The organism is Thalassospira mesophila (genome assembly GCF_002115755.1).
GTDB lineage: Bacteria > Pseudomonadota > Alphaproteobacteria > Rhodospirillales > Thalassospiraceae > Thalassospira > Thalassospira mesophila.
Genome location: NZ_JFKA01000002.1, coordinates 298,732 through 316,418, shown reverse-complemented (window position 1 = coordinate 316,418; position 17,687 = coordinate 298,732). Strand labels below are relative to the sequence as shown.

The following is a 17,687-nucleotide window of genomic DNA, read 5'->3' as shown; positions in this document are numbered from 1 at the left end:
ATGACCTTGTCGCTGCCGTGAAAGGTGTTGTGACGAAATAAAAATCCACCCGCATAAGTTACAAAACTTTCGGGGGAAAAATATTTCAAACCCGAAACCGTATGGAAACAGCCTTTATTGCAGCACGTTTTACAACCCGAGGCATAAAAGCGCTGAAAACAGAAAAATTACGATTTATTTCCGGTTCAATTCTTGTCTTCACAAGTTTGAAACATATCTGCAAACTATAATAACAATAACGCAACCGGGTATTTATACCGCAAATAACAATGGTTGCTCCCCTGGGAGGGAATTCGTTTCGCCATAGACGGAGGCCCATAATGACGACCACAACAGATTACATCCCCGGCGATCCCGCCCTGATGTTAACGATTTTGCGTTCCGCGTCAGCCAGATTGGGTAAGGAAGCCGTCCGAAACAAGGTTTTATCCCTGTTTTGCTGTGACGATGACGGTCGCCAGATTATCCTCGAAGACACGCCAACGCTTCGATCTCGCATTGAATATGCCACATCTCACCTCAAAATGGCCGGACTGCTCAGGATGTCTGCCGATGGCACGCCGGGTATCACATCGCTTGGTGAAGCCATGCTGATCACTTATCCGCTTGGCATTGACGACGGTGTTCTGTGTTCGCTGCCCGCTTTTCGCAACCGGATCTATAGCGAAAACGCCCCGTCGATGCGGGCGCGCCCCTTACCTAACCCGGCATATGGGTACGGCTTTTCGGCCGGTCTTGGTGCCCACCGCCTGACAGAAAACCCCTATCCTTCCGACTGCCGCGAACATGAAGACTGGTTGATGGGCTGGGACGAAGCCCTGGATCAGGACAAACGCGAAAAGGAAACCCTGCTCAGCTAATTTGCAAAGGCTGATTTCCAACATCACAGATTGCTATTTGACATAAAGTGTCACCCGACACCGCCTGAAGTGCAATATCAATTCAATATTGCAGCGGGATTTCTGCCCATTGTGCCCCCGCGCACGATGCGACCGGGTGACGACATGGTGCACTGCCCCCCAAAAAAGCCGGGGCAAATCGCCACAAAACGCGGTCGCAGCACCCGGCTTTGGCAACATCCCCATGTGACTCCCCATGACCGGCCCCAGGCCCCCATCGCGCAGATACAGCGACACAGCGTTGCGCCCGCCCCCCCGCAGACCACCACCACATAGCATTCCCGATCTTTCAATATGCATCCAGCAAGCACACACGCCCGTTCCGCAAAATGATTTGCGCAGCCGCCAGCCGGTGTGCCCGCATGATCCGTCGCGCCAGCCCCTCCAAAATGAATGGTAAAAAAACCATCGCGCGGCGGTGGGAAGGTCATCTCAATCTCGGTGGCTGAAACCGACCAACGCGGTCGTCAATCAGCGGGCGGACGCATAGAGCCCTTGCCAATCGCGGCACAGGCCGCACAGCACCGTCACGCCGAACCAGGTCAGGATGAGGTGTTCTCATCGTGAACAGGTATCAGGATTTGCCCAATTCACGAGTTTTTCGGGGGCTGCTTTTGGCCGCGCCACGCGTCAATCCGGATCACGCGGGATGTTTGAGCGATAACTTTGGCCGGTTCCCCCGGCGCATTCCCGTTTTCCGTACCGGGGCCGGCAGGTCTGCCTGTCAGCGGCGTTTTCGCTGGCATGGTTGATCGCTGGGGTATTACAGGCGGCGTGGCACAGTTTTGCAGCCCATCATCGCCGACAGCAGTATTTAGGGCCTTCCGCGGGCCTTGCCCTATACCTTCGTCTCCGCTGGCTGCATCATCAGGTTTTCTTCCATCAACTGAAGAACCATCTGACCTGCAAGGCACCGGCCCTGCCGCGGGTTCATCTTCCGGGTCAGCGTCGTTCTGGCGTAAATGACCGTCGATCTTTTTGGTCGCCAGATCTTTCAGGGCGCGGGTTTCGTCGCGCTCGGTCCGGGTGCGGCCAAACGACGCCCGATTGGCCTCTGCTTTTCTGGATTTTTCATCGCGCGCCTTGCGTTTGCGATGCTGACGCAAATTCACCACATCGGCCATGATTGCCCCGATCACTTAATTTCAAACCGGATTGAACGGAGTCGATCTTATCACAACCGATAATCTGACCCGGTAAATTGTTTGCAAATTACGATTCGCTGTTCGCAAATTCACAAAAAAAAGGCACCTCCCGAAAAGGAGGCGCCTTGTTTGGCCGTTCATCAGATCAGGATCGAAACTGATTAGCGAACGAAAACGTGAACTTCGTTTGCAGAAACTGCAGAGCTGGTCGAGTCTGACAGGCGCACCCGTGAATTGGGCATTCCCATATCGGTCAGCGACCGTAAAACGCTTTGCGCATCCCGCTTTGCCTTGTTGCTGTTCAAGGCAACCTGTGCCGGCGTTCCCCGGTTCGGGGTCACCGCAACAATATCGAATGTCGCATCGGGGCGACGTTCAAGGGCGCGATTAACCGCGTTATACAAGGCTTGCTCGTACTTGACGCTGGCACTGTCAAAGCGAATGACCACCAGCGGGCGGTCGCCGGAATCGGGCATATCGCGGCTGCTGGCCATCGGCTGTGCCGGGGCAGACTTTGCCGCCAGCGACTGACCGAAAATCTCGCCATTTTTCACCGCAAGCGCCAATGCGTTCAGATTGGAACGTTCACCGGCGATATAATTGGTCTGACGTGACAAATCTTCGCTGATTTCGCTTAACAACCGGTCGATCAGAACCGAGGTCCGGCTGGTTTCGTCTTCCAGCATGGCGAGTTGACGGTGATCTTCGTCAACAGCACCGGAAACCTGATACGCGGAACGCACCGATTCCAGAAGGAAGGTCGACAGCGTGGAATCGGCGGCAACATCATTGGCCAGCGAATTAAGCGATGCAATATCGCCATTCACCCGGTCCAGTTCCTGCTGGGCCTGGTTCCACTGATTAACCAGCACCGGGTTGCCCGGCGTTGTGCCAACCTGCAGGCGGGCATTAATTGCCGCCACCGTGCCATGATAAGCCTGCGAATGGCCAACCGTCTGAGCACGCAAGGTCTGCAACTGGTTGTTATGGGAATCCAGCGCAGATTTCAGGCGGTTCAATTCCTGACGCATGCTTTCAACCTTGGTCCCGACAAACGTACCTGTCGAAGACATCCCGGTTAAGGGCTGCGTACTGCGAACCACATCGGCCTGTCCGGCCCCCGTGCCGATATCCGACTGCCCGGCTGCCATACTGGTGGAAGACTGACTTGCCGAATTTCCGGCGTCCTCCCCGCTGAGCGCCGGCCACATGGCATCGGTAGAATTTGAACACCCGCCTAGCAGCAGGGCGACGCCGAAAACGGCGAGGTAGGTTTTGCGAACGGCCATTTCGATCAATTACCTAATAGGAATAAGCGAATCTCCCTGGGCCTGCTTTTTTTATAGAATAAACAAGCCCCTGCTCCCCTGGGATTGAGAGCATCTTAATAGACGGTTCCCCAAGGAACAAGACGCATTTCCCCCTTTTTTCCCGTAACATAGCGATAATCGCCAACATGGCGGAAAACAAAGCCTCCCGGGGGGCTTTGACGACGCTTTTTTACGAGATTTTTAAAAAAATACAGTTTTTTGAAAATTACCGCTTGCAAAGGGCAACGCGTTTTCATAAGTTCCGCTCCGCCGACGGGGAGCACACTTCGCAAGCCGCCGGAAACAAGGACGATGCGCCCATAGCTCAGCTGGATAGAGCATCTGACTACGAATCAGAAGGCCGGAGGTTCGAATCCTTCTGGGCGCACCATTGAAAGGCTCGACGTTAACGCGTCGAGCCTTTGTTTTTTCCAGCCCCCACCCGCGCGCATTTCCCCGATATGAATTGAACCCTGCCACGGCCTTGGTCAAAACCGGGCCAGAACGGGACTGTTTTGCACACGCCCTCAACAAATTTAAAATCACAGTGCCCTCAAACCGACCCGGTTTGCGTTTAACAGCAAGATGGATCGACCGCGAAAAGCTGTGTTAAATGGTCCGCGCCCTATATTATAAAGTGTGACCTGTCGTATTATTGCGCCCGTCACCTTGCCGGAAAACAACGGAGACCTTTATGAACGCCAATACCCGCATTACCATTTCGTGTCGCGACCGGGTTGGTCTGGTATCCGATATTACCGGACGCCTGTTTGATATTGGCGTTAATCTGGGCCCCACCGGTTTTGCCCTTGATCAGGGGCGCGCCACCTTCACCACCCAGTGCGAATTGCCCGACACCTGCCCGATCACGGAATGCGAAGTGGCGTTGTGCGAGCTGTCTATGGAACAGGCAGAAGTGACGGTAGAGGCGATTTATCCGGTTCTGCCTGCTGCCAATGCGCCCGGTGCGACCCACATGATCGAATGTTCCGGCATTGACCAGCCCGGCCTGATCGCGCGGTTATCTGAGATATTTATCGAATTTAACGCCAACATCGTGCAATTGGCCGCCAGCGCCACCAACGAAAACGATTCGCGCGTTTACACCACGCGCTTTGCCGTCTCCATCCCGGTGGATCGCGCCGCCGCCTGCCTGGCAACCCTGGCCAATACGGCAGGGTCACTGCGCCTGTTGTTCAAATTCGAGGAAATTGGCGCTTAACGCATAAATACAGCACGAACCGGCATGTATGATGATGCACAAGGCCCCAACAAAAGGGACGCCCCCCCATATTGCGTCCCTTTCAATCCCTGCCAGCTATGCCTGTCAGGCCTAGCTAACAGCCATGCCATCATCGAAAATAACATGACCTTCATCCAGGTCGTCTATCGTGATGCCATCAATTTGCACGCCATAATTATAATGTGCGCCATTGGCAAAATCGACATAGACGCCGGTATCGTTTTGCTGGGCGTGGTCGATAAAGTCCTGAAAATCGGTAATGCCGGATTTATACTGAAAATTGTCCGACAGTTTTATGTGATCGGCATTTGAGCCATCGGCCTGAAAATCGACGATCCGGTCGCGCTCCGCCCCGCCTTCATAGACATCCCATAAAAAGGTATCTGCGCCCGCCCCAAATCCGCTGTGATGAACATCGCCAATCAGATAGTCATTGCCATCGCCGCCTTCCAGCACATCCGCGCCAGCACCGCCCTCAAGCACGTCGTGGCCATTACCGCCCTTCAGATCGTCAGTGCCAGAACCACCTTCCAGCCGGTCGCGTCCGTCATCGCCGGAAAGAAAATCATCGTCACCCAGGCCCTGTAACAAATCATCACCGCCGGCACCGCTCAGGGAATCATTACCCCAGTCGCCGTAAAAAACATTGCGACCATCATCACCTAAAAAGGTGTCATCGCCGCTGCTACCGGTCAGGTTTTCAAAATTGCGAATGCTGGAATTTTCATACGCACCGCCGGAAATCTCACTTGTCGCCAGATCCACAAAGACATGCCCATCGGGGTCACTTGCGACAAACAGGGTATCTGAACCGCTTCCGCCATCCATGACGTCGCCATTCTCCCCGCCATAAATGATATCATCACCGCTGCCGCCCAGCATGGTATCGCTGCCGCCATCATGGGAAAACAACCAGTCGTCGCCGCTACCGCCGAACAACGTTGCGCTGCCGGTTTTCAAATCATCATAGGGACCACCGGCCTCCATCCAGTCATCGCCTTCGCCGCCAATCAAAATGTCATGACCGACACCATCGGCATACACCGTGTCATCCCCGGCACCCCCGTCAAAATAGGTATCGGGGTTGTCGCCAGCACCTTCATATTCGTCAATATCGTTGGCTATGTTGTCATCGCCGTCCCCGCCATACACGGTTTCGCCATTCAGCCTGTCGTCACCATCCCCGCCATAGAGGGTATCTGTCCCCATCCGGCCTATCAGGGTATCGGATGCATCGCTCCCTGTCGCGATATCGTCAAACTGGCTTAAATCCACGACAGTGAAATCGTCGAATACGTCGCCTTGGGCATCGCCACCGCTGCCTTCACCGGTTTGCAAATTCACATTCACCCCGGCATCCGAGGCAAGATAGTTCAGCGCGTTCTTGCCCGCACCGCCCAGCATATGGTCGGCCCCTTCACCACCGTAAAAATAGTCGTTGCCCGCACCACCTTCCATATAATCGTCGCCGCTGCCGCCATCGAACCGGTCATATTCGGAACCGCCGATCAAAATATCGTCGCCGGCACCACTGTTAATAACGGACCGTTCATCTTCCAGCGCAACGAATCTATCGTCAAAGGCCGTTCCGTGAAGTTCAACTGTGTGCACATCATCGGAAAACGTTATCTGGTCCCCTTCGGCATTCCCGCCGTGCCCCAAACCGTCATTCAGATCAAGCTGCACGCCCGCATCTGACGACGAATAATCCAGCACGCTCTGCCGATATAGAAATTCGCCCTTTTCAAAATGAATAGTATCCGCTCCGGCGCCGCCATCGACATAGCTGAAATCGCCGGTAATGTGGTCGTCTCCATCACTGCCAATCACGCTGATCGTCGGGCGGTCCACGGAATCTCGGGCGATAATGCTGTCGCCCTTTGCATCACCCCCCGATGCAGACAAAACCGGCTCGGGATATATCGGGGCGTCATTTAAGCGATAATCCAGGGTTATGGCCTGCTCGGACCCCTCATATGAAAGGGTCACTTCAATTCTGCTTTCATCTAGCACAAAGGTATCGCCACCTTCGCCGCCAACCAGAACATCGCCGTTACCCACGGCAGTCAGTCTGTCATCCCCGGCCAGTCCTTCGATCCGGTCGATGTCGTCGGTTCCTGTCAGAACATCGTTTCCACTGGTTCCGATGATGCTTGCCATTCTAACCTCCCTGCGCACAGATGAAAAACTGCACCAAGGCTACTACCGCAGGTTAAACAAGACAAACGGATAAAAACTAAATATACCAAACTAATAAAATTTATTATCGTGTATTTATTGAAATTAACTTTGAATAAAATTCAAATTAACCTGCCGTACAATATTTATTTAATTAAATAATTTCAAATAGTCACCGAGGTTAACTTGCAATTCGATTGCGGCCTGCATCTTTTGCTGCGAATAACTTCTCGTCAGCAGCCTTTAACACTTTCCATGGGTCGTCTTCACCGTCGCTTCGCTCGGCCAGACCAATTGAAACGGTAATACCCACGCTGCGGTTTTTATCTGGCAACAAAATTTTGTTCGCGGCGATCTTTTTTCGCAAAATTTCCAGCGTTTCCCTGGCACGTTGTGCATCGCGGCTGGCGAACAGGATGGCAAATTCTTCGCCGCCATAACGAAACGCCTTGCCGCCACCGCCCATATGGGCCAGTTCCCGGGCAACCTTGCACAGCACGATATCGCCTACATCATGACCGTGGCTGTCGTTGAATTTTTTGAAATGGTCAACATCGAGCATGGCAATGCGATATTGCCCGCCCAGTTCCGCCAGCGCATGGCCCAGCGCGCGCCGCCCCGCCAGCCCTGTCAGATCATCGACAAACGCCATGCGCCAGGCTTCCTGAACAACACCCCCCAAAATAACCGCTGTCGCCGCCAGATACCCGAACGGAATGTAATATGGCCCGGCCAATGTCGACACCCAGACCGCAGGCAATGTACAGGCAAAGGCAAATTCAAGCGGTCGCCCTTTTAGCAACAACACCACACTCACCAGGGCCGACAGGATAAAGGCAGCCTGGGGCACAGCATTGGCGACCCCGCCCAATTCAATGAAATGAACATTTAGCAACATGAATAATGCAGCCGCGACGTCGGATCGGACCGCGAACAGCATCAGAGCAAAAAACTGAAGCCCCAAAAACAAAACCCGGGCGATGCCGCGGCGCCGAAACACCCCGCGCTCCGACATAAAAGCCAGCACCAGCATGTTCATCGGCACGATATAAAGGGTTGCCAGTTGCAGGAACTGCGCCCCTTCTGACGGAAGAAATGCTGGCGCACTGATACAAAACCAGTAACAGAAAAACAAAACCAGCATCGCAAAGACAGCACGGCCCCGGTTAAACCAGCAGCCCAGAACCACGCCAAGTACCGCCAAAAAAAACGGGCGGTATTTTAAAAATCCAACCAGCCCGTCGGGCAGGAGCGCAGCCCTGTCCGCAAGCACCAATGCCAGCGCCACCGATAAAATCAAAAGCGGTACAAGCCCGACAGAAATGCCGGCAAAAAAGGCACGACGCATCAGAACCCTGGCCCGTTATATCGATTCCTGGAAATTCGACCGGCAATATAGAGATAAAACCTGAAAAATTTCTATAATAGTTTCAATTTAATATGAATGCTCTCGCCCCGCGCATCCCCGTAATCACGGGTTCCCCCCCAAAAAAAACCAGGCAGGTGCCGCACACCGACAGAAATATTATTGCCCGGCACAGCCCCCAACCATCGTCGCATTGGACGGCCCCCAACAAGTTTTGCTAACATGGCCCAAATTATTGCGGCGCAAAAACACAAAGACCGCATTTTCTGCCCAGGCAGGCCCCGGTACAGGTTTGACGCCATTGCGCCATTTGCGGCACCCCGCCGCTTTGCGCAATGACAGCAAGGAGAACGACATGAGCTTCACCACACCGACCCCGGCCCCCGCGCGCCTGAACCGATCAGAACTGGCCGTGCCCGGCAGCCGGATCGAACTTTTTGAAAAAGCCGCCAAATCAAAGGCCGACGCCATTTTCCTTGATCTCGAAGATGCCGTTGCCCCGCGCGACAAGGAGCAAGCGCGCAAAAACATCATAAGCGCCATCAATGACATTGACTGGGGCGACAAGGTTTTATCGGTCCGCATTAACGGGCTGGATACCCATTATATGTATCGCGATGTTGTTGATGTGCTCGAACAGGCGGGCGACCGGATCGATCTGATCATGATCCCCAAGGTTGGCACGGCGTCCGATGTTTATGCCCTTGATATGCTGGCAACCCAGATCGAAGCCGCCAAGGGGCGCAAAAAACGCATCGGGTTCGAGCTGATCATTGAAACCGCCCTTGGCATGCAAAACATTCACGAAATTGCCGCCGCGTCCAAACGCAACGAAAGCCTGCATTTCGGTGTGGCCGATTATGCCGCATCGACCAAGGCCATGACCACCGGCATCGGCGGCCCCAACCCGCATTATGGCGTGTTAACCGACAAGGACGGCGACGCCGCACGCGATTATCATTGGGGCGATATGTGGCATTATGCCATTGCCCGCATGGTGGTGGCCGCGCGTGCCAATGGCCTGCGCCCGATTGACGGCCCGTTTGGTGATTTTTCCGACCCCCAGGGCTATCGCGCCCAGGCGGCACGGGCCATGGTGCTGGGCTGTGAAGGCAAATGGGCCATTCACCCCAGCCAGATCGCCCTTGCCAACGATGTTTATTCGCCCTCGGATGCCGAAATAACCAAAGCCAAACGCATTCTTGAGGCGATGGAAAAAGCCCAGAACGAGGGGTCTGGTGCCGTGGCCCTTGATGGCCGCCTGATCGACATTGCCTCGATCAAACAGGCCGAGGTTATGGTGCATCAGGCCAACGTTATTGCCGCCAAGGATGGCAAATAGCACCTTCTGAGCACAAACAAACACCAAACAGACCAAAAACAGAACAGGGATGCGCGGCATATCGCCCCGCATCCCTGTTTCTTAAACGTCTGCTTTATCAATTTCGCAATCGCGAACGCTTAGCCTTCAATGCCGGTAAAGGTGATTTTGCCAATCGCCTTGCCCGATTCCAGCAATTCATGCGCTTTACGCAGGCTTTCGGGGCTGAGGCTGCCGTAATTTTCGGTTGCTGTGACCTGAAGTTTCCCGCCATCGACCATTGCCGCGACTTCGCTGAGCAATTTGTGCTGTTCGATCATGTCCGGGGTCTGGAACATCGAGCGGGTAAACATGAATTCATAGCAAAAGCTGGCCGATTTGGCTTTTAACAAATCAACATTATGGTTTTCCGAGGCTTCGGTAATGCTGGCAATGCGGCCCTGCGGGGCGATCAGATCGCACATCACATCCCAGTACTGGTCGGTTTCGGCCGTACACAGAATATAGCCCACAGCAGCAAAACCGGCCCCTTCAAGCTGTTCTTTCAACGGGTTATGGTGGTTAATCACATGATCCGCCCCCATCTTGCTCACCCATGAAATGGTTTCGGGGCGCGATGCGGTGGCAACCACCTGCAAACCGGCAAGTTTGGCCAACTGAATGGCGATGGAGCCAACACCGCCCGCACCGTTAATGATCAAAATGCTTTTGTTCTTGTTGCCCTCAACATCAGTGCGATCAATGCCCATGCGATCAAACAACGCTTCCCACGCCGTAATTGTGGTCAGCGGAAAGGCGGCTGCGGTGGCAAAATCAAGGCTTTTGGGTTTTTGGGCGACAATACGTTCGTCCACCAGCTGCAATGCGCTATTGGAACCGGGCCGGGTAACATCACCGGCATACCAGACTTCGTCGCCAACCTTAAACAAGGTAACATTTTCGCCGACAGCCTCGACCACACCAGCCGCATCCCAGCCCAGCACCTTGAAATTGCCGTCGTCGGCCTTGCCTTTACGGACCTTGAAATCTACCGGGTTCACCGCGACACCTTTGATACGCACCAGAATATCATGGCCGGTCGGGGTTGGTGTTTCAATGTCGGTCTGTTCAAACAGGTTGGTATCCGTAACCGGACGGGCAACTTTTAAACCAATGGCTTTCATAGCAGGTCCTCCTTGCTGAGGTTTAATTTGCGAATGCCAGAGTCCTAACGCATAATCACGGCAATGATAAGTACGCACAATTTGGGCTGATAGTGACATTTTGTATACTATTGCCGTTTTCTGCGCTTTACGGAGGATAAATGCAAAATTTTGATTGCCCGCCCAACCGCAGCCCCGGTTGCCCGGTTGAAGGCACGCTGAGCGTTATTGGCGGCAAATGGAAGGGTGTTGTGCTGTATCATTTGCTCGACGGCACCAAGCGTTTTAACGAACTGGGCCGTAAAATGCCCGGTGTGACCCAGCGTATGCTCACCCGGCAATTACGCGAACTTGAGCATGACGGCCTGATCAACCGCAAGGTCTATGCCGAGGTTCCGCCCCGCGTTGAATACAGCCTGACAGCAAAAGGCGAGACCCTGCGCGAGATTATTTTGGCCTTAAAGGACTGGGGCGAAACGCATGTTCCCTATTATGCGCCCGCCGCTGCCAATTCTGACAAACCTGCGACCGACGCAAAAGTGCTGCCAAAAACCGTTCAAAAAAACAACGCTCAGGCGATGGAAAGCGTTTCCTGAGCGGCGACATCGCGTGTCATCACCCAATATGTTGGCGTGCTAAAACCGGGATGCGTCCCCTCGCCGTTAATGGCAAATCCGCATCGCTGAAAAAAGGTCACATTGCCCGCCAGTTCCTTGCGCACATGCAGGCGCGCGCGGGAAACGGCACCTTTTTGCGCAATATGGTCAAGGGCGGCATCTATCATCGCCCGGCCTATGCCCTGGCCATGATATGCGGGATCCACCGACATTTTATATAGATAGGCATCGTGATCTGTTTGTTCGATCCAGATCTGGGCGATAATGGCGGTATCATTTTCAACATCACAGGCCACAAGCACGGTGTCGCGTTCAAATCGCCATTGCAATTCGGCCACATCCACCCGCGTTACCGAACTGGGCGGGTTCACAATGCCATCCTGAAAGGCAAATGCCGCTTTCAGGATGGCTATCAGCCGGTCAAAAACCGCAATATCAGGAGTCAATAACGGCACGATGCGTAAATTGGTGGACATATTCTTTCCATTTGGCAAACTTATGAACGCAAAATTCATACGATTTGGCCGATGATACGGTCGAATATTGAATTTATCGCGCCTTTTTTTGCTCCACCCTTGACGTGGCAAACTGATCACGTATGTTCCGCTCCATTGTTTCCCAGCCGGATTTGACGTCCTGATGCACAACTTCCTGGATTTTGAGAAGCCGATCGCCGAACTTGAAGGCAAGATCGAAGAACTCCGCCATTTGAGCGGCAATGATGACGAAGTCAACATTGCCGATGAAGTCGCGCGCCTGCAAGACAAGCTGACCAAACTGCTGCAAGGCACCTATGGTCGCTTAACCCCGTGGCAGAAAACCCAGGTAGCCCGTCATCCGGACCGGCCGCATTTTGTGGATTACGTTAAATATCTGTTTAGCGATTTCACACCGCTGGCCGGGGACCGGCTTTATGGCGAAGACGAAGCCATTATTGGCGGTCTGGCCCGCCTGCGCGGCCGCAGCGTCATGGTTATCGGCCACGAAAAAGGCCGCGATACCGAATCGCGCGTCAAACACAATTTTGGCATGGCCAAGCCCGAAGGTTATCGCAAGGCTGTCCGCCTGATGCGCATGGCCGAACGGTTTAACATTCCGGTTATTACGCTGGTCGATACCGCCGGTGCCTTTCCCGGTGCCGACGCCGAAGCCCGTGGCCAGTCCGAAGCCATCGCCCGGTCAATTGAAACCTGCCTTGATATCAAGGTGCCGCTGGTTTCTGTGATTATCGGCGAAGGCGGTTCGGGGGGTGCCATTGCACTGGCAACGGCCAACACCGTATTGATGCTGGAAAACTCGATTTATTCGGTTATTTCCCCCGAAGGCTGCGCATCGATTTTGTGGCGTTCGGGCGATGAAGCCAAAACCGCCGCCGAAGCCTTGCGTTTGACCGCACAGGATTTGCAGCAGCTTGGTGTGATTGACGATATCATTACCGAACCGCTGGGTGGCGCACAGCGCGAACCCAAAAATGCCTGCAAGAAGGTTGGCGATGCGATTGAAAAAGCATTGATCAAACTTTCTGGCCATGAAGGGGGCGTGTTAAAAGCACGTCGCCGCGACAAGTTTCTGGAAATGGGCCGTCAGGGTGTGAGCTAACCCCTCCCTTATTTCCATGACCGTGAAAAAGGGCTGACAGGCAATGCGCTGTCAGCCCTTTTTATATTTGCACACTTAACCCGCAGCGCAGATAGGACGGCGGATGACGTGGGCGTGTCGTGCGATCCAGTCGCGCTAAAAAATAAACCACAAACCGATTAAGCCGCTGACATATAACGAGTCCTGTCATTTTCGGCTTAAACCACGCTGTCCACACCCTGCAGTTTGGCAGCAAGGCAGGTCTTTCGCCTTCCCCTGCCAGATATCGCGCCCTCGCGACGGGTTCTCGTCGTAATAGCGCCGTCAGACCGCACTAAACTGCCAATTTTTCCCTGTCACACCGGGTTCGATCCAAATTTGAATAAATTAAGGTGGTTCTCGACAGGCTTCCTCGACTAAGATTTTGCCGAAGCAAGGGGAGTTGGGGAATGAAACTTACTTTTGCGGGAACAGGATCAGCTTTCTGTACTGCCGCAGATAATTTCCAAAGCAATATGATTTTGGAAACCAGTAATACCGAAACCGGCCAACTGGCACGGTTGCTCATTGATTGCGGCACCGATGCGCGCCACGCGCTGCATCGCCTTGGCTTATGGCCAAAGGATTTTGAAGCCATCTATGTCAGCCATTTGCATTCCGATCATATCGGCGGGCTGGAATGGATAGCGCTGAGCAATTATTTCATTTTTCACCGGCACCGTATCGATCTGTACGTGGTAAACGAATTGATCGACCCGCTGTGGGAACACAGCCTGCGGGGCGGACTTGAGGTCAGCGATCATGGCAACAGCACGCTGGAAACCTATTTTAACGTCAAACCCTTGCAGCCGGAAGGCAGCTTTAACTGGCATGACGTTAATCTGGAAGTTCTGCCCGTTGACCATATTGTCGCCAAAAACGGAAAAATGCAGTCTTTTGCGTTGTTTGGCACAACAAATTCGACACGCTTTTTCATTACAACAGATGCGATCTTTAATCCCGATGCCCATATGGCCTATTATCGCAAGGCCGATGTGATTTATCAGGATTGCGAACTGGGTCCGCGTTGGTCTGGTGTGCATGCGCATTACGATCAGTTAAAGACGCTGCCCGACGACATCAAAGCCAAAATGTGGCTTTATCATTATCCGGCTTATGCAAAGCCCGATGCCGTCGCCGACGGTTTTTGCGGTTTTGTGACCCCGGGACAAAGCTTTGACCTGGCCTGACCGGATGGACCGGTCCGGCATTGCAGCATAACGGGAAACGTGCATGCCGAATTCGGTATTTGCCTATATCTGGCGCCACAGTCGCTTACAACAGATCGTCCTTTTGATCGTGACTGTGCTGTCATTTCCGTTTCTGTATTATTCCCTCGACCTGCCCAAAATGATCGTCAACCAGGCCATCGGCGGGGCGGGCGAACCGTTTGACATTCTCGGTGTCAAACTTGACCAGGTCGAATATCTGTTTGCATTGTCGGGCATATTTCTGGCTCTGGTTTTTGTAAATGGCGGTTTTAAATATTTCATCAATGTTTATACCGGTGTTATGGCCGAACGGCTTTTGCGCCGGATGCGCTATATTTTATATGAACGCGTGTTGCGGTTTCCCCTGCCCCATTTTCGCAAAACCAGCCAGGGCGAAATTGTCTCCATGATCACCGCCGAAGCCGAACCTTTGGGCGGTTTTTTTGGCGAAGCCTTTTCCCTGCCAGTTTATCAGGGCGGCATTCTGGTTACGATTTCGGCTTTTATCTTTATTCAGGACCCGCTGATGGGGTTTGCGGCGGTGTCGTTTTATCCGCTGCAAGGTTATCTGATCCCCAAACTGCAGCGCCGGGTGAACAAGCTGGGCAAAGACCGGGTGCAAAATATCCGGCGCATGTCAGAACATATTGGCGATACGGTCAGCGGTGCGACCGACATTCGCGCCCACAACACCCAGGGCTACGAGCTGATGCGCTATACCCAGCGCATGGGCCGGATTTTTGAAATCCGCAAGGAAATCTATTTCCGCAAATTCTTTATCAAATTTCTCAATAATTTTATCGCCCAGATCACGCCGTTTTTCTTTTATTCGATTGGCGGCTATCTGGTTATTGCGGGCGACCTGTCATTCGGGGCACTGGTGGCGGCTCTGGCTGCCTATAAGGATATGTCGGCGCCGTGGAAGGAACTTCTGGCCTATTATCAGCGCCTGGCCGATGCCCATATCAAATATGACCAGCTTTACGAACAGTTTGAACTGCCCGATCTTGATCAGGAACACGAACTGACAGCCCCTGTTGCCGGGCATCTGAGCAGCCCGATGGATGTTTATGCCCTGTCATGGACCGATGATGACGGCACTAAGGTTGTTGAAAATGTATCGTTCAACATGCCCTTGCCCGGTTCCGCCCTGCTTACTGGCACCGCCGATAGTGGCAAATCGCATCTTGCCCGATTGCTGGTCCGTTTAATCACGCCAAGCAGCGGCCGCATCCAGTTCGCCGACACCAATGCCGCCCAGCTTCCGGCCTCATTTCTGGGCCAGCGCACCGGCTATGTCGGGCCTGATTCCTATCTGTTTCATGGCACCATATCGGACAATCTGCTCTATGGGCTTAAACACCGCCCCCTGGTTGAGCCCCCGAAAAACACCGGCGACGCGCAGCCCGCCAGCACCGATGGCAAAGCTGTTACCAGCACCGATGATGCCACCGCGGGCGACCTTCTGGCCCCGGTTCTGGTTGAGAAGATTGAACTGGCATCGCCCACCGACCTTCCCGATCATTTAACTGCCGAAATGTTTGATGAAATCAAACGCTCGGGCAACATTCCCTACGACCCCAGCGGCCAGTGGATTGATTATGTCGGGCCAGGTTATGACTCGCTTGAACATCTTAACAGCGAACTTTTGACCCTGCTGTCGGTTGTTCATCTTGACCGCGATATTTACCGGATCGGCCTGTTTCGCCGGATAGACCCGAAACTGCGTCCCAACCTGTCCAAGGCCGTCCTCGCCGCGCGCCCGCGCCTGAAAGAATTGCTGGCTGAACGCGGTTTGGCTGATCTGGTCGAACCGTTTGATATCGAAAGCTATAATGACAACGCCACCGTTGGCATCAACCTGATTTTCGGGGTGCCGGTAAACCCGAATTATGAACGCCGCAACTTCCTGAACCATCCTTATTTTCAGGGTGTTTTGCGCGACAATGGCCTGTACGAACCCATGATCAATATGGGCCGCAACATGCTGGAGCTGATGATCGAACTGTTTACCGGCCTGCCGCCGGGGCATGAATTTTTCGATCGCTACAGCTTTATTTCCGCCGATGAGCTTACCGATGTCAAAAACATGCTGAAACGCATTGATGGCGTTAATGTTGGTGATATTCGCGAAGATGACCGGGTGCGCCTGCTTGAAGTGGCGATGAATTTAACCCCGGCCCGCCATCGCCTGCGGGTGATGGATGATAATTTCCGCGATCTGGTTCTAAAAGCCCGGCCGAAATTTCACGAAAACATCCCCGCCGACCTTGCCAGCGAGATCGACTTTTTCGAGGTCGAAAACTACACCGCTGCGGCATCCATTCTTGATAACCTGCTGTTTGGGCGCTTTGCCTATGGCCGTGCGCATTCGGAAGAACGCGTTGGCGAAGTTCTGTTTGAAATTGCCCGCGATGGCGGCCTGTACGAAGCCCTGATTGCATTGGGCCTTGAATCCGATGTCGGGGTGGGCGGCAGCCGGGTGTCGCAAAGCCTGCGTCAGAAAATCACGCTGGTGCGTGCGCTGATCAAAAACCCCGATATTCTGGTCGTCGACGAGGCCCTGTCCGCGCTTGATAACGAAACCCGCGACCAGGTCGTGGAATTTTTAACCCGGGGCGCCAGCGAACGCAGCGTGATCTGGGTCGATGGTGCCGATATGCCGGGCGACCGTTTTTCCACCCGCCTGCATATGTCCAATGGCAAGCTGACCCGGCGCGACAAGCCTGGCGAAGCCAGCCCTGACGTCCTTGGCGATGCCACCGCCATCACCGCCGAAACCGACACCATCCCGGCGGAAGATGGCAGCATCGAAGAAGAAGTCCGACTGCTGCGGACCATTCCGCTGTTCTCCGCGCTTGATCCCAATGTCATCAAACTGCTGGCATTTACCAGCCCGCGTCTTACCTATAAACGGGGCGAGGTGATCGTCAAACAGGGTGAACCGGGCGATGCGGCCTTTATCGTTATTTCCGGTCGCGGTGAAATCTGGCTGACCACGGACGAAGCCCAGACCCTGAAACTGCGCGATGTCGAACCCAAGGAAGTGATTGGTGAAATTGCTTTGCTGGTCGACCAGCCACGGTCTGCAACCATTCGCGTAGTGGAAGACATGACCGTTCTGAAACTTGATAAAGCCGAATTCCTTGGCCTTGTTCGACAGGATCAGGCCGTATCGGTCCAGCTGTTGCGCGTTCTTGCCGAACGGCTGGACATGACCACCAAACAGCTCACCAGTCGAGACCAGCCGAACCGATGAACAAAATTGCCGCCATACTGATTGCCGCCTTTGTCGCCATTTTTCTGATACTGGGTTTTATGGCGATTATTGGCGGCAGTCTGGCCGGTGCGCTTGTGGTCGCTATCGGCATTCCCTTTGCCTTTCCCACCACCACAACGTTGCTGTTGCTGGTTTTCATGGTGTTGATCATTCGCACCATTATCGAAAGGCAGCGCAAACGCCGCGAGATGAAAGCCTGGCTGAACGATAACGACGACAGCGCGTCATAAGTCGCAAAAGCCCACCATTTCTGCCGTTTCTCGCGGTGTCGGCTCGCCTGAATTGCGCCTGCCACCAACCGCTGGCAGAAGAAACATCGTTTAAACGCCCCTCCCTGCCAAAAAAACCACACCAAATC

14 protein-coding genes and 1 tRNA gene are annotated in these 17,687 nt (G+C 53.8%); 9 read left to right on the top strand and 6 right to left on the bottom strand.

Annotated features, from left to right (window positions below; all coding sequences use genetic code 11):
• The first annotated feature begins 320 nt into the window (after positions 1-320).
• Entirely contained in the window at positions 321-860 is a 540-nt protein-coding gene (locus TMES_RS05860) for a hypothetical protein (RefSeq protein WP_085580425.1), read from the top strand.
• 629 nt (positions 861-1,489) lie between these two features.
• On the opposite strand, the gene TMES_RS05850 is transcribed toward TMES_RS05860, so the two are convergent.
• Complete coding sequence (locus TMES_RS05850; RefSeq protein ID WP_085580421.1) at positions 1,490-2,023, bottom strand: DUF4169 family protein; 534 nt, start codon at positions 2,021-2,023, stop codon at positions 1,490-1,492.
• Between the two features lie 182 nt (positions 2,024-2,205).
• Entirely contained in the window at positions 2,206-3,333 is a 1,128-nt protein-coding gene (locus tag TMES_RS05845; RefSeq protein WP_085580419.1) for a hypothetical protein, read from the bottom strand.
• Between the two features lie 335 nt (positions 3,334-3,668).
• Here TMES_RS05845 and TMES_RS05835 point away from each other — a divergent pair.
• Positions 3,669-3,745: transfer RNA gene (locus tag TMES_RS05835), tRNA-Arg, on the top strand.
• A gap of 303 nt (positions 3,746-4,048) precedes the next feature.
• The gene (locus TMES_RS05830; protein ID WP_085580415.1) at positions 4,049-4,576 is read left to right on the top strand and encodes a glycine cleavage system transcriptional repressor; all 528 of its coding nucleotides are present in this window, start codon (positions 4,049-4,051) and stop codon (positions 4,574-4,576) included.
• Positions 4,577-4,687: 111 nt separating this feature from the next.
• Here TMES_RS05830 and TMES_RS23395 read toward each other — a convergent pair whose 3' ends face one another.
• Positions 4,688-6,757: a calcium-binding protein gene (locus TMES_RS23395; protein WP_085580413.1), complete on the bottom strand. Its 2,070-nt coding sequence runs from the start codon at positions 6,755-6,757 to the stop codon at positions 4,688-4,690.
• 199 nt (positions 6,758-6,956) lie between these two features.
• Positions 6,957-8,123, bottom strand: coding sequence for a GGDEF domain-containing protein (locus tag TMES_RS05820; protein ID WP_085580411.1), 1,167 nt, complete (start codon positions 8,121-8,123; stop codon positions 6,957-6,959).
• A 373-nt stretch (positions 8,124-8,496) separates the two neighbouring features.
• Here TMES_RS05820 and TMES_RS05810 point away from each other — a divergent pair, with 373 nt between their 5' ends.
• Positions 8,497-9,483, top strand: coding sequence for an HpcH/HpaI aldolase/citrate lyase family protein (locus TMES_RS05810; protein ID WP_085580408.1), 987 nt, complete (start codon positions 8,497-8,499; stop codon positions 9,481-9,483).
• A 119-nt stretch (positions 9,484-9,602) separates the two neighbouring features.
• On the opposite strand, the gene TMES_RS05805 is transcribed toward TMES_RS05810, so the two are convergent.
• The gene (locus TMES_RS05805) at positions 9,603-10,625 is read right to left on the bottom strand and encodes a zinc-binding alcohol dehydrogenase family protein (protein WP_085580406.1); all 1,023 of its coding nucleotides are present in this window, start codon (positions 10,623-10,625) and stop codon (positions 9,603-9,605) included.
• 140 nt (positions 10,626-10,765) lie between these two features.
• Here TMES_RS05805 and TMES_RS05800 point away from each other — a divergent pair, with 140 nt between their 5' ends.
• On the top strand, positions 10,766-11,200 hold the full coding sequence (locus TMES_RS05800) for a winged helix-turn-helix transcriptional regulator (protein WP_085580404.1): 435 nt from the start codon (positions 10,766-10,768) through the stop codon (positions 11,198-11,200).
• On the opposite strand, the gene TMES_RS05795 is transcribed toward TMES_RS05800, so the two are convergent.
• On the bottom strand, positions 11,176-11,697 hold the full coding sequence (locus TMES_RS05795; protein ID WP_085580402.1) for a GNAT family N-acetyltransferase: 522 nt from the start codon (positions 11,695-11,697) through the stop codon (positions 11,176-11,178). The genes TMES_RS05800 and TMES_RS05795 overlap by 25 nt on opposite strands.
• 163 nt (positions 11,698-11,860) lie before the next feature.
• Between TMES_RS05795 and TMES_RS05790 the strand changes: the two genes are divergently transcribed.
• The 4 genes from TMES_RS05790 to TMES_RS05775 all read left to right on the top strand — a co-directional run bounded on the left by TMES_RS05790 (position 11,861) and on the right by TMES_RS05775 (position 17,559).
• Positions 11,861-12,820 (top strand): acetyl-CoA carboxylase carboxyltransferase subunit alpha, encoded by a 960-nt coding sequence (locus TMES_RS05790; protein ID WP_085580400.1) that lies wholly within the window; start codon positions 11,861-11,863, stop codon positions 12,818-12,820.
• Positions 12,821-13,248: 428 nt separating this feature from the next.
• Positions 13,249-14,028 (top strand): MBL fold metallo-hydrolase, encoded by a 780-nt coding sequence (locus TMES_RS05785; RefSeq protein WP_085580398.1) that lies wholly within the window; start codon positions 13,249-13,251, stop codon positions 14,026-14,028.
• Between the two features lie 43 nt (positions 14,029-14,071).
• Entirely contained in the window at positions 14,072-17,308 is a 3,237-nt protein-coding gene (locus TMES_RS05780) for an ABC transporter transmembrane domain-containing protein (RefSeq protein ID WP_085580397.1), read from the top strand.
• Positions 17,305-17,559, top strand: a complete 255-nt coding sequence (locus tag TMES_RS05775) for a hypothetical protein (protein WP_085580395.1) — start codon at positions 17,305-17,307, stop codon at positions 17,557-17,559. Before TMES_RS05780 ends, TMES_RS05775 begins: the two co-directional genes overlap by 4 nt.
• Positions 17,560-17,687 lie beyond the last annotated feature (128 nt).